Annotated in this window: 13 protein-coding genes; 12 read left to right on the top strand and 1 reads right to left on the bottom strand. The window is 68.8% G+C overall.

The features are described from left to right. Window positions 1–2 precede the first annotated feature (2 nt). The 12 genes from GSE44_RS02750 to GSE44_RS02695 all read left to right on the top strand — a co-directional run bounded on the left by GSE44_RS02750 (window position 3) and on the right by GSE44_RS02695 (window position 12,608). A complete protein-coding gene (locus tag GSE44_RS02750) occupies window positions 3–1,148 on the top strand; it encodes an acyl-CoA dehydrogenase family protein (protein WP_159347087.1) in 1,146 nt (381 codons plus the stop codon). Further along, entirely contained in the window at window positions 1,148–2,149 is a 1,002-nt protein-coding gene (locus GSE44_RS02745; RefSeq protein WP_159347085.1) for an acyl-CoA dehydrogenase family protein, read from the top strand. Before GSE44_RS02750 ends, GSE44_RS02745 begins: the two co-directional genes overlap by 1 nt. Next, window positions 2,146–2,940, top strand: coding sequence for a crotonase/enoyl-CoA hydratase family protein (locus GSE44_RS02740; RefSeq protein ID WP_159347083.1), 795 nt, complete (start codon window positions 2,146–2,148; stop codon window positions 2,938–2,940). Before GSE44_RS02745 ends, GSE44_RS02740 begins: the two co-directional genes overlap by 4 nt. Window positions 2,941–2,942: 2 nt before the next feature. Further along, window positions 2,943–3,716, top strand: a complete 774-nt coding sequence (locus tag GSE44_RS02735; protein WP_159347081.1) for a tyrosine-protein phosphatase — start codon at window positions 2,943–2,945, stop codon at window positions 3,714–3,716. A 46-nt stretch (window positions 3,717–3,762) separates the two neighbouring features. Further along, a complete protein-coding gene (locus GSE44_RS02730) occupies window positions 3,763–4,737 on the top strand; it encodes a Bug family tripartite tricarboxylate transporter substrate binding protein (RefSeq protein WP_159347079.1) in 975 nt (324 codons plus the stop codon). Between the two features lie 9 nt (window positions 4,738–4,746). Continuing rightward, window positions 4,747–5,814, top strand: a complete 1,068-nt coding sequence (locus GSE44_RS02725) for an SDR family oxidoreductase (RefSeq protein WP_159347077.1) — start codon at window positions 4,747–4,749, stop codon at window positions 5,812–5,814. Between the two features lie 91 nt (window positions 5,815–5,905). Then, on the top strand, window positions 5,906–7,054 hold the full coding sequence (locus GSE44_RS02720; protein WP_201305905.1) for an ABC transporter substrate-binding protein: 1,149 nt from the start codon (window positions 5,906–5,908) through the stop codon (window positions 7,052–7,054). Continuing rightward, on the top strand, window positions 7,051–7,836 hold the full coding sequence (locus tag GSE44_RS02715) for an ABC transporter ATP-binding protein (protein WP_159347075.1): 786 nt from the start codon (window positions 7,051–7,053) through the stop codon (window positions 7,834–7,836). Before GSE44_RS02720 ends, GSE44_RS02715 begins: the two co-directional genes overlap by 4 nt. After that, window positions 7,833–8,564, top strand: a complete 732-nt coding sequence (locus GSE44_RS02710; RefSeq protein WP_159347073.1) for an ABC transporter ATP-binding protein — start codon at window positions 7,833–7,835, stop codon at window positions 8,562–8,564. Before GSE44_RS02715 ends, GSE44_RS02710 begins: the two co-directional genes overlap by 4 nt. Further along, window positions 8,561–9,433, top strand: a complete 873-nt coding sequence (locus tag GSE44_RS02705; RefSeq protein WP_159347071.1) for a branched-chain amino acid ABC transporter permease — start codon at window positions 8,561–8,563, stop codon at window positions 9,431–9,433. The genes GSE44_RS02710 and GSE44_RS02705 overlap by 4 nt, the downstream gene beginning before the upstream one ends. Next, window positions 9,430–10,410 (top strand): branched-chain amino acid ABC transporter permease, encoded by a 981-nt coding sequence (locus GSE44_RS02700; RefSeq protein ID WP_159347069.1) that lies wholly within the window; start codon window positions 9,430–9,432, stop codon window positions 10,408–10,410. Before GSE44_RS02705 ends, GSE44_RS02700 begins: the two co-directional genes overlap by 4 nt. Next, entirely contained in the window at window positions 10,407–12,608 is a 2,202-nt protein-coding gene (locus tag GSE44_RS02695; RefSeq protein ID WP_159347068.1) for an acetate--CoA ligase family protein, read from the top strand. The genes GSE44_RS02700 and GSE44_RS02695 overlap by 4 nt, the downstream gene beginning before the upstream one ends. Here the strand turns inward: GSE44_RS02695 and GSE44_RS02690 are convergent. Then, window positions 12,577–13,575 (bottom strand): NADPH:quinone oxidoreductase family protein, encoded by a 999-nt coding sequence (locus GSE44_RS02690; protein ID WP_159347066.1) that lies wholly within the window; start codon window positions 13,573–13,575, stop codon window positions 12,577–12,579. The two genes, GSE44_RS02695 and GSE44_RS02690, sit on opposite strands and share 32 nt — an antisense overlap. Window positions 13,576–13,586 lie beyond the last annotated feature (11 nt).

Here is a 13,586-nt window from a genome sequence, read left to right as displayed (position 1 = left end):
GCATGATCGGTACCCTCCCCCTCGCCGCCATACCGCCAGAGGACGAGGCCCTGCGCCCGGAGATCCGCGACTTCCTGCGCGGGACCGTGCCTTCCATCCCGCCCGAGCGACGCGCACGATCCTGGATGGGCTTCGATGCGGAGTTCAGCCGGAAGCTGGCCGAGCGGGGCTGGCTGGGCCTGACCTTTCCCAAGGAATATGGCGGCGCCGGGCGCGGCCCCTTCGCCCGCTATGTGCTGGCCGAGGAGCTTCTGGCCGCCGGCGCCCCGGTCTCCGCCCACTGGATCGCGGACCGGCAGAGCGGCCCACTGATCCACCGCTTCGGCACCGAGGCGCAGCGGTGCTTCTACCTGCCGCGCATCTGCCGCGCCGAGGCCTTCTTCTGCATCGGCATGAGCGAGCCCAATACCGGTTCCGATCTCGCCAGCGTCACGACGCGTGCGGTGCGCGAGGGCGATGGCTGGCGGCTGAACGGTGCGAAGATCTGGACGACCAACGCGCATCGCTCGCAATACATGATCGCGCTGGTCCGCACCTCCGGCACGCCCCAGGACCGGCACAAGGGCCTGTCGCAGGTCATCGTCGGCCTGCAGGCGCCGGGCATCCGCATCAGCCCAATCCGGGATCTGGCCGGGGACGCGCACTTCTCAGAAGTGGTGTTCGAGGATGTCATGCTCCCCGCCGACGCCCTGATAGGGGAGGAAGGCTCCGGCTGGATGCAGGTGAATGCCGAGCTGGCATTCGAGCGCAGTGGGCCGGAGCGCGTTCTCTCCTCCGCCGTGCTGCTGGATTGCTGGGCGCAATGGCTGCGCGAGGCGGGCGCGGACACCGCGGCCGAAGCGCTTCTTGGGCGGTTGATCGCGCATCTGGCCGTGCTGCGCGCCATGTCGGTCGCCGTTACCAGCCGGCTGGTCGAGGGCGAGAGCCCGGTCGTCGAGGCAGCGCTGGTCAAGGACCTCGGCACGGAGTTCGAGCAGCTGATCCCGACGGCAATCGCCAATATCCTGGCCTCGCCTGGCCATCTGGCACCCGGGCCGCTGATGCGCGCCCTGGCCTATACGGCTGCCATGGCGCCATCGTTTTCGCTACGGGGCGGCACGCGGGAAATCCTGCGCGGCATGATCGCCCGCGGCATGGGGTTGCGCTGATGGACGGGCTGCTGGTCCGCTCCGCCGAGGAGCTCTTCACCCGCCACGCGACCTCCGAGGCGGTGCGCGCCATCCGCGCCGGCGGTTCGCCGACCCTGCTCTGGGGCGAGATCGAGGCATCGGGCTTCCTCGACGCATTGATGCCCGAGGATACGGGCGGCGCCGGGCTGGGGCCGGCCGAGGCACTGCCCCTGTTGTTAGCGGCGGGCCGCTTCGCCGTGCCGCTGCCCATCGGCGACACCATGTTGGCCCGCGCCGCCCTGGCCGCCGCGGGCGAGGCGGCCCCCGAAGGCGCCATCGCCCTGGGAGAGCCGGCTGGCGATAGCGCGGCGCGGCTGCCCCCAGGATGCCATGCCGACTGGGTTCTGCTGTCGCGCGGCAGCGCGGCGGTGCTTCTGCCCATCGCCGACGCCACGCCTGATGCCGACGCCAGTTCTCCCCTCGCCAATGTCCTGCGCTGGCCCAACCACGCCGGGCGTCCCCTTCCCGCCGCCGACGTCCTGGCCGCCGGTGCCTGGTCGGAAGCCGCCATCATGGCGGGCGCCATGGAGCGCATACTGGAGGACACGGTGCGCCACGCCCGGGACCGCCAGCAATTCGGCCGGCCCATCGCTGCCTTCCAGGCGGTCCAGCAACAGCTCAGCGTGCTGACCGAGGACGTCTTCGCCAGCCGCATGGCGGCCCAGCTTGCCTCCGTACCCGATGGCGAGGGCATTGCCGGATTAAACCCCGCCCGCATCGCGGCGGCGAAGCTGCGTATTGGCGAAGCCTCGGTTCGTGCTGCTGTCATCGCCCATGCGGTGCATGGCGCCATGGGCATCACCGAGGAATTGGATCTGCATCTCCTGACGAGCCTCCTCAGGATCGGGCGGATGCGCTTCGGTGGCGAGGCACATTGGGCTGCCTGGCTCGGCCGGCACTACCTGGCGGGCGATGCGACTGAAACACTGGCCTTTGTGCGTGCGCATCTGGGCCCTGTAGCGCCGGAGGCGACCCCATGAGCGACTTCCTTCTCTTCGAGCGTGACGGCCCCGTCGTCACCCTGACCATGAACGCGCCCGAGCGGCGCAACGCCCTGTCCATCGAGGGCGGCAGCACGGAGGCCTTCACCGAGGCCTGCGCCCGCATCGCAGCCGAGAAGGACGTGCGCGCGGTGATTCTGACCGGCGCCGGCAGCGCCTTTTCGGCGGGCGGCGACCTGAAGGCGATGCGGGAACGGTTCGGCATGAAGCCCGCCGACATCCGGGACAGCTACCGCCGCGGGATTCAGAAGATCCCCCTCGCCCTCTACGAGCTGGACGTGCCGACCATCGCCGCGGTGAACGGGCCGGCCATCGGGGCGGGGCTGGACCTGGCCTGCATGTGCGATATCCGGATCGGCGGCGAAAGCTCCTCCTATGCCGAGAGCTTCGTCAGCGTCGGCATCGTGCCGGGAGATGGCGGCGCCTGGCTGCTGCCGCGCGCCGTCGGGCAGTCCATGGCGGCCCAGATGGCCTTCACAGGGGACCGGCTCGATGCGCAGGCGGCCCTGGCCTGCGGCCTCATCTCCCGCGTCGTGCCCGATGGAGAGCTGATGGATGCGGCTCAGTCGCTGGCGGGCCGCATCGCGCGCAACCCGCCCCAGGCGCTGCGCATGACCAAGCGCCTGCTGCGCGAGGGCCAGCATATGCGGCTCTCCTCGCTGCTCGAGCTTTCGGCGGCCTACCAAGCCTTGGCACATAACACGCGCGACCATGAGGAGGCGGTCAACGCCTGGTTCGACAAGCGCAAGCCGGTCTTCGAGGGGCGGTGACGATGCAGGCCGCGATGCTTGACGAGCTGACGGACGGGCTGCCGCGCCGCATCGCCCTGGCCGGCTGCACCAACATGCGCGACCTCGGCGGCTATCGCGGCCATGGTGGCCGGCGCCTGCGCTTCGGTCAGGTCTTCCGCGCCGCCTCCCTTGCCTCGCTGACCGAGGAGGACCTCGTCACCCTCGGCGCATTGGGCCTGCGCAGCATCGTTGACCTCCGCGGGGTGGAGGAGAGCCGCCGCGCCCCCACCCGCCTGCCGAATCCGGCACCCGAGGTCCTGGCGCTGCCGGTCGAGCCCCTGGTGGGTGGCTCACTGCGCGAAATCCTCGCAACGGGTCGCGCCACCGGCGAGGACGTGCTCACGCTGCTCGGCCAAGCCTATGCCGCTTATGCCTCGGAGAAGCTGCCGCGATTCCGTGCCCTGCTGGAGCTGATCGCGGACCCGGCACGGCGCCCCCTCGCCTTCCACTGCACGGCGGGCAAGGACCGGACCGGCTTTGGCACAGCGCTCCTGCTCCTGGCCCTAGGCGTCGAGCGGGATGAGATCGTCACAGATTACCTCGCGACGAACCGCTTCTGGCGGCGCGAGCACGCTCTGCCCGAAGGCACGCCCCCCGAGGTCGCGGAGACGCTCAACCGCGCGCACCAGCGCCTGCTGGAGAGCGCCCTGGAAATCGCCATGACCGGCTATGCCACGGAGGAGGATTTCCTCGCCGGGGCGCTGGGCTTCGATGGGGCGCGGCTCGCCGCGCTGCGTGACGCCCTGCTGGAGTAACGCTCGAACGGCCGGGTCCAACGGCCGCAACCTGGGAGGAACACCGATGCAGAGAAGACACTTCCTGCGCAGCACTTCGGGCCTGGCCTTCGCCGGCGCGCTCGGCATGCCCGCAATAGCCCGGGCCGCCGATCCGTTCCCGACGCGTGCCGTGACCATGGTGGTGCCCTTCCCGCCAGGTGGCGCGACCGATGTCGCAGCCCGCACGATCGCAGAGCGGATGAGCCCGCTGCTCGGGCAGCCCGTGATCGTTGACAATAAGCCGGGCGCCCAGACGTCCATCGGTGCCGATGCCGCGGCTCGTGCTGCGCCGGACGGGCACACGCTCCTCATGGCGTCGGGCACGACCATGACGCTGAACCCGCTGATGCCGGAGAAGCTCTCCTACAAGGCCGAGGATTTCACGCCGGTCGTGCTGGTCACCACGCTGCCCTTCGCCGTCGTGGTGAGAAAGGGGCTCGCCACCGATATCCCGAGCTTCGTTGCTCTCGCGAAGTCGCGGGGTGGCCAACTCAACTATGGCTCGAACGGCCCGACCAGCTTCAACAACATCGCCGCCGTCGTCGTGATGGAGGGTCTCGGCATCAAGATGCAGGAGATCGGCTACCGGGGCGATGCACAGCAGCTGACCGACCTGATGGCCGGCACCCTCGACGTGATCGTCGTGGGGGGCAGCTCGGCACTCGGCGCCATGCGCTCGGGCCGGGGCACCATTATCGGCTGGACCGGGGAAAACGAGAGGCTGGCCGTGACCCCCGACGTCCCGAATTTCTCGGAGCTTGGGCCGAACATGGTGTGCCAGACGCATTTCGGCCTGCTCGCGCCGGCACGCACCCCTCCAGCCGCCATCGCGCGGCTGAACGAGGCGGCACTGAAGGCCATGGAGGCGCCGGAGCTCCGGCAGCGCCTGCTGAGCGAGGGTCAGTATGTGCGGGGCGGCACCCCGCAAGACTATGCCGCCTATCTACGTGCCGACGCCGACCGCTGGCGCGATCTGGTTGCCAGGTTGGCCAAGGCCTGAGGTCCGAAGGTGAAGGGCACGGTCGTCATCGCGGGTGCACTGGGACTGGTCGGGCGGGCGGCGCTCGACCGCTACGTCGCCGAAGGCTGGGAAGTGGTGGGCTTGTCCCGTCGGGCGCCGCCGGAGGAGACAGGTGCACGCCATCTCTCGGTGGATCTGACCGATGCTGTCGCTTGCCGCGCCGCTCTGCCCGGCCTTGGCGCCACCCATCTCGTCTACAGCGCCCTGTTCGAGAAGCCGGAGCTTCGTGCCGGATGGCTCGACACGGAGCAGATGGAGACCAACCGGGCGATGCTGGCGAATTGCGTCGAGGCGCTGGATGCGGCGGGCGGCACGCTCCGGCACATCACGCTGCTGCAGGGCACGAAGGCCTATGGCGTGCATCTCGGCCAGATGCCAATCCCAGGTAAGGAAAGCGAGCCGCGCCACATCCATCCGAACTTCTATTGGTTGCAGGAGGACTACCTCCGCGAGCGACAGCGGGACCGGAGCTGGCACTGGACCGTGCTGCGCCCCCAGGCGGTGGTCGGCTTCGCCCTGGGCAGCGCCATGAACATGCTGGCCGCAATGGGGGCCTACGCCGCGATCAGCCGCGCCATGGGCCTTCCGCTGGTCTTTCCGGGGCGCGGTGACCGCGTGACCGAGGTCACCGATGCCAGACTGCTCGCATCGGCCATCGCCTGGGCCGGGCAGTCGCCTGCCGCTCGGGACCAGATATTCAATGTCACGAACGGCGACACGATGACATGGCGCGGGCTGTTCCCGGTCGTCGCACGCGTCTTCGGCATGGAGCAGGGCGCCCCGCATCCCATGTCTCTGCCGGCGATCATGGTCGACAAGGAGCCGGTGTGGCAGGCCATCGTGCGGCGGCACGGGCTGAAGCCCCACAGCCTGCGGCAACTGATCGGCGATTCCTGGCAGTTTGCCGATTTCGCATTCAGCCGTGACGATCAGGCAGCCTCCCTGCTCAGCACCATCAAGATCCGCCAGGCTGGCTTCGGCGACTGCATCGATACGGCTGTCATGCTCGATTGGTGGCTCCGCGACCTGCAGCGCCAGCGTATCCTGCCGCCATGATGTGACACGCTTCTCCCCCGCGGGCCCGGCGCGGATTCCGGACGGGCGAACGACCGACCATGAAGGCATGGCGGCAATGGAGGACGTCCCGATGACGATGTCGCGCAAAGACTTCCTGCGGATGACGGCAGCCGGTGCCGTCGCACTCTCGGCCCCGCGGCTCGCGCGGGCGGCCGACCCGATCAAGGTGGGCGCGATGTTCCCGCTGAGCGGCGGCACCGCCGTCCAGGGCCAGCATGTCTGCGAGGCAGTCGAAATCGCCGCGGCCATGGTGAATGATGCGGGCGGGGTTATCGGCCGATCGATCCAGGTGATCAGGCGCGACGATGAATCGACCCCTGCCGTCGGTGTGAGCCGCGCCAGTGAGCTGATCGGTGAGGGTGTCTCGGTCATCATCGAGGGCTGGAACAGCCCGGTGACGCTGGCCACGCAAACGGTGATCGCCCGGGCGGGTGTGCTCGACATCACCGCGGTTTCCAAGGCCGATCAGATCCTGACCGGCGGCGGCAATCCGCTCGCCATCCGGCTTAACTCGTCCAACGCGCAGGACGGGCGTGTCATCGCGGATCACCTGAAGGCTACGGGTGCGAAGCGTATCGCCTTCCTGACCCAGAACGACGCCTATGGAAACGGCGCCCAGGCCTCCATCGAGACAGAGCTGAAGGCGATCGGCCATGAATACACCAAGGTGGGGGAGGAGCGCTTCCCCTTCGCCCAGGCCGACTTCCGCGTGGCGCTGACCAACATTCGCTCGACCAATGCCGATGCCATTGTCTTAATCAACGCCAATGAGGGCTCTGGCCTGCCCGCGCTGCTCCGCCAGGCCCGGCAGATGCGACTTCGCGGTGATCTGGTGACCGCGGTCGGCACCGTGGCGCCTAGCGTCATCCAGGTGGCGGGCGACGCGGCAAATGGCATCACCGGCGCCGACATCTATTTCCCGAAGGTCGAGCCCTTCGCCTCCAACCCGGTGAACCAGGACTTCGTGCGCCGGGCGGAGGAGAAGATTCGCTACACGCCGGACAAGTTCATGGCCCTCGGCGCCACCTCGCTGCAGGTCTGGGCCATGGCGGCGAATGAGCTGAAGACGCTGGATCGCGAGAAGATCGCCAATCGCATCCGTGGCGGATCGTTCAAGGGGACGGTCTTCGGCGACATCACCTTCAGCCCTGACGGCCAGCTCGGATCCAGCCACCGCCTCTTCACCGTCAAGGACGGCAAGATCGAGGTGCGCGCATGACATCGCCGGTGCCCGGGCCCGCGCCGCTCCTTCGGGTGGAAGGGCTCGGCGTCCGCTATGGCGCCCTCGTCGCGCTCGATGACGTGAGCTGGGAAGTTCATGCCGGGGAGATCCTGGGGATCATCGGGCCCAATGGCGCCGGCAAAAGCTCTTGCTACGATGCGACAACCCATATGGCGACGCGCACTGGCCGCGTCTGGCTCGGCAGCCGGGATGTGACGGCGGAGCCGCCTTTCGGCCTCGCCGCGCTTGGGCTCAAGCGAGCCTTCCAGCAGAATGCCTTCTTCGCCACGCTGACCGTCCTGGACAATATGGTGGCCGTGCTGGCCCGGGAAGCAGGTACCGGACTGCTGCCGAGCCTGCTGTTGCCCTGGCGTGAGGCAGCACAACGTCGTGCGCTGGAGCATGAGGCGGCTAACCTTCTCGAACGCTTCGGCGTGCCGCGCGCGATGCACGCCCTGCGGCCCGGCAACATCCCCTATGGCAGCCAGCGCATGCTGTCGATCGCCCTGGCTTTCGGGCGCGGCGCGCGCGTGCTGATGTTGGACGAGCCGGCGGCAGGGTTGGGTGGCGTCGACATGGCACGGCTCGCGGAACTGCTGCGCGGGCTCCGCGCCGAGGGTGTCGCGATCGTGGTCATCGAGCACCACATGGACCTGATTATGTCGGTCGCCGACCGGATCGTCGTGCTGGAACAGGGGCGCTGCCTCGCGACCGGCACACCGCAGCAGATCCAGAAGGACCCCCGCGTGCTCGAGGCCTATCTGGGACAGGCCGCATGAGGCGGCCGGTGCTGGAGGCGCGGGACCTGCGTGTCGCCTATGGCGGCAATATCGCCCTGGACATCCCGCATCTGGCCATAGCCCCCGGTGAGTTAGTCGGGGTGGTCGGCGCGAATGGCGCGGGCAAGTCGACCCTGGTGAACGCCCTGCTTGGATGGTCACGAGGTACCCCCACGGTTGCCGGCAGCGTCCTGCTCGATGGGGAGCAAATCGGATCCCTGCCACCGCATGCCCGCGTCCGGCGCGGCCTGACGCTCGTGCCGGAAGGTGGCGCCGTGTTCATGCGGCTCACCGTCGCCGGCAACATCGCGGCCGCGAGCGCCCCGGCCGGCAGCGGCCGTCGCGGCCATGACGAGGAAGAGATCTACGCGCTGTTCCCGCGCCTGCGCGAGCGGCTGCACCACACCGCCTCCGCCCTCTCCGGCGGCGAGCGGCAGATGCTGGCGATCGCCCGCGCCCTTCGCCTCGGGCCCCGTGCCCTGTTGCTGGACGAGCCTTCGATCGGCTTGGCGCCGCGGCTGGTGGTGGATGTGCTGCGGACAGTGCGCGGGCTGGTGGGCGAGAACCTGTCAGTCCTGCTCGTCGAGCAGAATGTCCGCGCAGCGATCGAGGTGGTCGACCGGATGATCCTGCTGGAGCGCGGCCGGATTCTGGCGGAGGGGCCGGCCGCCGAGATGCGGGACGATCCGCGCATCCTGGCGGCCTATCTCGGCGAGGCGGTCGCATGAATCTGGTGCAGCAGCTCATCAACGGCATCGTGCTGGGCCATGCCTATGCGCTGATCGCGATCGGCTGGACCGTCCTGCTCGGCGTGGCGCGGTTGGTGAACTTCGGCCATGGCCAGATCTACATGCTGGCCGCCTTCGTCACCTGGTGGGCGACGGTCGGGCTCGGCCTGCCCTACCCGCTTGCCATTCTCGTCGCCATGCTGGCGGGAGTCCTGATCGGCCTCGTCATGCAGGCCGCGATGCTGCGCCTCACCTTCACCCAGGATCTGGTCTCGATCATGATCGTGACGCTCGGCTTCGGGCATATGATGCGCGGGATCGCGGGGCTCGTCTTCGGGGGCAATCCGCAGGTGCTGGAGACGCCGCTCAGCTGGATCGACTTCGAGTTGGCGGGCGCCTGGGTGACGGCACAGGATCTCGCCATCATCCTGGTCACGATCCTGTTCTTCCTCCTCCTGCACCTGACGCTGGAGCGCGGTGCGCTCGGCCGCACCGCACGTATGGTCGCGGAGGATCCGAAGCTTGCGCAGCTCGCCGGGATCGATGTGCGGCGGGTCTATTTCGCGGTCTTTGCCTTCGAGGGTGCAGCCGTCGCCCTGGCGGCGGCACTCGTCGCGCCGCGCACGCCCATCCTGACCAATATCGGCTTCGAGGAGGTGATCGTGACCTTCGTCGTGGTGGTGCTCGGGGGGATCGGTTCCGTGGCCGGCAGCTATGTGGCTGGGATTGGGCTTGGCATCTTCACGGCGCTGTTCGGCGGTTTCGTCTCGCCAGCCTATGCCACCACAGCGGCCTTCGGCGTGCTGATCGTCGTGCTGGTGCTGCGCCCGAGCGGCCTCGCCCTCGGCGCCGGAAAGGGTGGCCGATGAGCCCCGTCCTTCGCCCTGCTCTTCTGGCACTGGCCGCAGCCGGAATCTTCCTGCTTCCGGGTTTGGTCGGCGTGCACGGCGCCTTCGTCGTCATCGCCATCATGGCGACCGCCGCATATGGGTTGGACATCGTCGTCTCGGATCTCGGCGAGGTGAGCCTGGCGCATACGGTGTTCTTCGCCGCCGGTGCCTATGCAACCGGTCTCCTTGCAACGCGGCTGGGGGCCGGTTCCTGGCTGACGCTTGGTGCCGCGCTTGCCGCCGGCATGCTCATCGCACTCGTGCTCGGGCTGCTGACCTTGCAGTTGCGGGAGTTCGTCTTCTCGCTCGTCACCTATGCCGCCACAGTGGTCGCCGCGGCCGTTGCGCATAATTGGGACCTTCTGGGCGGCTCGGACGGCGTGTCGGGCATTCCGACACTCGATCTTTCCATCGGCCCGCTGCGACTTGCCGCGGCAAACGATGCCATGCTCTGGCCCTACGCCTTCGTGCTGCTGCTGATCACCCTCTATGCGGTGCGGCAATTCCGTCGCTCTCGCCTCGGCGCCATGGCGATGATGGTCCATCTGAATCCGCGGCTCGCCACCATGTCCGGCATCGACGTGCGACGGGTTCGGCTTGGCGTCTTCGTGCTCTCGGCCGTCTTCAGCTCGGCGGCCGGATGGCTCTACGCCTACCAGCGGGCCTATATCGGGCCCGATCTGTTCGAGACCTACTTCCTCGTGCTGATGCTGACGGCCGTGGTGCTTGTCGGCCGCCGCCGGCTTCTCGCACCGCTGATCGGCACGGCGCTCGTCGTCGGGCAGGAACGCTTCCTGTCCTTCGGTGGCGAAATCAACGCCATCATCCTGGGTGGGGCCCTGGTCACGGCCCTCGCCATCCTGCCCGGCGGGTTCGATGCCGTGCTGCGCCGCCTCCTCGCCCGCCCCAACCCCGCTGCCCGCGCCCCAGAGACCAGGCCCGTACCCCAACCATGATCCCAGACCATTCCGCCCTTTCCGCCGGACCGGCGGCCATCCTGGCGCCCCGCCCCGTCTACCGCCGCGCGGATCTCCTCAGGCTGCTCGAGCCGGAGAGCATCGCTATCGTTGGTGCCTCATCCCGCGCCGGGTCCTTCGGCGAGCGAACAGCTCGCAACCTGGCGCGCTTCGCCGGGCGGCTGCATCTGGTGAATCCGCGCTATGACAGGCTGGGTGACCAGCCCTGCCATTCCTCCATCGCCGCGCTGCCGGAGGTGCCCGACATGGTCGTCGCCGCCACGCCGATGGAGGCCTGCGAGGGCGTGGTCCGGGACTGCGTCGCCGCCGGGGTGGGCGCGCTTGTGCTCTATGCGGCGGGCTTCGCCGAAACCGGCAAGCCGGAGCGAGTGGCCCTTCAGCGCCGGCTCGTGGCCATGGCGCGGGAGGGCGGGGTGCGCCTGGTCGGACCGAATTGCATCGGGCTTGCCGATTATGCGCGCGGCGCAGAGATCAGCTTCGTCGCCATTCCACGGCCCCCGGCGCCACCGACGCGTCCGGCCATCGGCATCATCAGCCAGTCGGGCAATCTCGGATTTGCCCTCGCACAGGCGGTGGAATCCGGCACGCAGGTCCGCCGTGTCCTGACCTGCGGCAATTCTGGCGATGTGGATGTCGCCGATTTCGTTGCCGCCCTGTCCGAGGACCCCGGCTGCTCCGCCATCGCCCTCCTGTTCGAGGGCATGGCCGATCCTACGCGGCTGATCGAGGCGGCGGAGATCGCTTGGCGCCATGACAAGCCAGTCATCGTCCATAAGCTCGGCACCGGCGCCCAGGGCGCCGAGGCGGCGATGTCCCATACCGGCTCCCTCGCGGGCTCAGAGGTGGTGTATCGCGCCGCCTTCGAACGCGCCGGGATGGTGCCCTGCGAGAACTTCGAGGGGCTGATGGAACTGGCCAGCTTCCTCGGCAAGGCGCCACCTCCGCGTGCCACCGGCGTTGCGGTGGTCTCCACCTCCGGCGGAGCGGCAATCATGGCCGCCGACCGGGCCGAGGCGCGCGGCGTGGAATTGCCGCAGCCAGGCCCACAGGCGCAGGCGGTGCTTGCAGCGCGCGTGCCGGAGTTCGGATCCGCGCGCAATCCCTGCGATGTCACCGCCCAGGTGCTGAACGATCCCGGCTCGCTGCGGGATTGCCTCGGTGCCCTGTTCGAGGATGCGGCCTATGGCGCGGTGGTCCTGCCCAACGGCTTTGCCTATGACGTTGCGACCCCCCGCTTCCGCCTGATGGGTGAACTTGCGGCCCGGCACGGTAAGCCCGGCTGCGTCGTATGGACGACACAGTGGCTGGAGGGCCCTGGCGCCCGTGAGGCAGAGGGCGAAGAGCATATCGCGCTTTTTCGCTCGATGGACCGGTGCATGACGGCGATCGCCGCCTGGCAGGCACGGGCGGCCAGGCGACAGGCCGGCACGATCGTCAGGACCCGGCTTGCACCAGCCGCAGCCAAGGACGCTGCGGCACGGCTGCTGGATCAGGCGACCGGCCCGGTTCTCACTGAGCGCGAAGCCAAGGCGGTGCTCTCCGCCTATGGCATCCCCGTCGTGCAGGAGGTTCTGGCGGAGGATGCCGAAGCCGCCATGGCGGCCGCCGAGCAGGCCGGCTATCCGGTCGTGCTCAAGGTCGAGAGCCCGGCCCTTCCGCACAAGACCGAGGCTGGCGTCATCCGGCTGAGCCTTCCCGATGCGAAGGCGGTGCGTGCGGCCTTTGCCGAGATCATGGCGAACGCCGTCCGTGCCGCCCCCGGGGCACCGATCAATGGCGTGCTGGTGCAGCCGATGGTGCCGGCCGGCATCGAGATCGTCGTCGGCGCAAGGCTTGATCCCCTCTTCGGCCCGACTGTCCTGGTCGGGCTTGGTGGCATATTGGTCGAGTTGCTGCGGGACAGCGTGGTGGCTCTGGCCCCGATCGGCCATGACGAAGCCCATGCGATGCTCGGGCGCCTCAAGGGCGCGAAGCTGCTGTCGGGCTTCCGCAACCTGCCGGCGGTCGATCTCGACCAGCTTGCGGGTATCGTGCAGCGCGTCTCCGAGCTTGCCGCCGACCACGGCGATCGCATTGCTGAGATCGACGTCAATCCGGTGATCTGCGCCGGGGTGCGGCTGGTCGCCGTCGACGGCTTGATTGCCCTCAGGGGCGCGGAGAGGCCGCCGCATGGTTGACAAGCACCAGCTTGCCGGTCGCTCGCCGCCCCGCCAGCATCTCGAGTGCCTCGGACGCACATTCCAGCGGGAAGCGCTGGGAAATGACGGGCTGCAGCTTGCCCTCGGCCACCCATTCGAAAAGGCGCGCGAGCATGGCACGGTTGTTGTCTGCCTCACGGCGCGCGAAGTCGCCGTAGAACACGCCGGTGACGGCGCAGTTCTTCAGCAGCACGAGGTTCAGCGGGATGCGGGGTATCTCGCCGGCTGCGAAGCCCACGACAAGGTAGCGCCCGCGCCAGGCGATAGAGCGCAGCGCCGGCTCGGTATAGCCGCCTCCGACAGGGTCGAACACCACGTCAGCCCCTCGGCCGTCAGTCAGCCCGCGCAGCTGTTCCCGCCAGCCTTCGGCCGAATAGTCGATCAACGCATCGGCGCCTGCCGCCCGGCAGGCTTGCAGCTTCTCGTCCGAGGAGGCCGCTGCGATGACCCGCGCGCCCAGCAGCTTGCCGATCTGGATCGCCGCGATGCCGACACCGCCGGAGGCACCGAGCACCAGCAGCACCTCTTCCGGCCGCAGCGCGCCGCGATCCTCCAGCGCATGCAGGACTGTGCCATAGGCAAGGCAAAGTGTGGCAGCCGCCTCAGGCTCGACCCCTGCCGGAACCGGCACCGCCTTGACGGCCTCGACCACCGCCAGCTCGGCGAAGCCGCCATAGGTGATGACGGCCGCGATGCGTGTGCCGATAGCGGGCTCAGAAACCCCCTGGCCCAGCGCCTGGACGATGCCGCAGATTTCGCCCCCAGGCGCGAAGGGCATGGACGGCTTCTGTTGATACTTGCCCTGGATGATGAGCGTGTCCGGAAAGTTCACGCCGCAGGCCTCGACGCGCACCAGGAGCTGGCCCGGGCCGGGAACCGGATCGGTGAGATCCTCCACGCGCAAGGCCGAAGGCGGACCATATTCGCGACACAGCACAGCCTTCATACCGGCATCCT

The sequence above is a fragment of the Muricoccus harenae genome (genome assembly GCF_009848505.1).
Classification (GTDB): Bacteria; Pseudomonadota; Alphaproteobacteria; order Acetobacterales; family Acetobacteraceae; genus Roseomonas; species Roseomonas harenae.
This window is presented reverse-complemented; position numbering and strand designations above follow the sequence as displayed.

Bases quoted from the DNA above. Each gene is read 5' to 3' on its own strand.
- GSE44_RS02750 (WP_159347087.1), top strand. From the start codon at position 3: ATGATCGGTACCCTCCCCCTCGCCGCCATACCGCCAGAGGACGAGGCC.
- GSE44_RS02745 (WP_159347085.1), top strand. From the start codon at position 1,148: ATGGACGGGCTGCTGGTCCGCTCCGCCGAGGAGCTCTTCACCCGCCAC.
- GSE44_RS02740 (WP_159347083.1), top strand. From the start codon at position 2,146: ATGAGCGACTTCCTTCTCTTCGAGCGTGACGGCCCCGTCGTCACCCTG.
- GSE44_RS02735 (WP_159347081.1), top strand. From the start codon at position 2,943: ATGCAGGCCGCGATGCTTGACGAGCTGACGGACGGGCTGCCGCGCCGC.
- GSE44_RS02730 (WP_159347079.1), top strand. From the start codon at position 3,763: ATGCAGAGAAGACACTTCCTGCGCAGCACTTCGGGCCTGGCCTTCGCC.
- GSE44_RS02720 (WP_201305905.1), top strand. From the start codon at position 5,906: ATGACGATGTCGCGCAAAGACTTCCTGCGGATGACGGCAGCCGGTGCC.
- GSE44_RS02715 (WP_159347075.1), top strand. From the start codon at position 7,051: ATGACATCGCCGGTGCCCGGGCCCGCGCCGCTCCTTCGGGTGGAAGGG.
- GSE44_RS02710 (WP_159347073.1), top strand. From the start codon at position 7,833: ATGAGGCGGCCGGTGCTGGAGGCGCGGGACCTGCGTGTCGCCTATGGC.
- GSE44_RS02705 (WP_159347071.1), top strand. From the start codon at position 8,561: ATGAATCTGGTGCAGCAGCTCATCAACGGCATCGTGCTGGGCCATGCC.
- GSE44_RS02700 (WP_159347069.1), top strand. From the start codon at position 9,430: ATGAGCCCCGTCCTTCGCCCTGCTCTTCTGGCACTGGCCGCAGCCGGA.
- GSE44_RS02695 (WP_159347068.1), top strand. From the start codon at position 10,407: ATGATCCCAGACCATTCCGCCCTTTCCGCCGGACCGGCGGCCATCCTG.
- GSE44_RS02690 (WP_159347066.1), bottom strand. From the start codon at position 13,575: ATGAAGGCTGTGCTGTGTCGCGAATATGGTCCGCCTTCGGCCTTGCGC.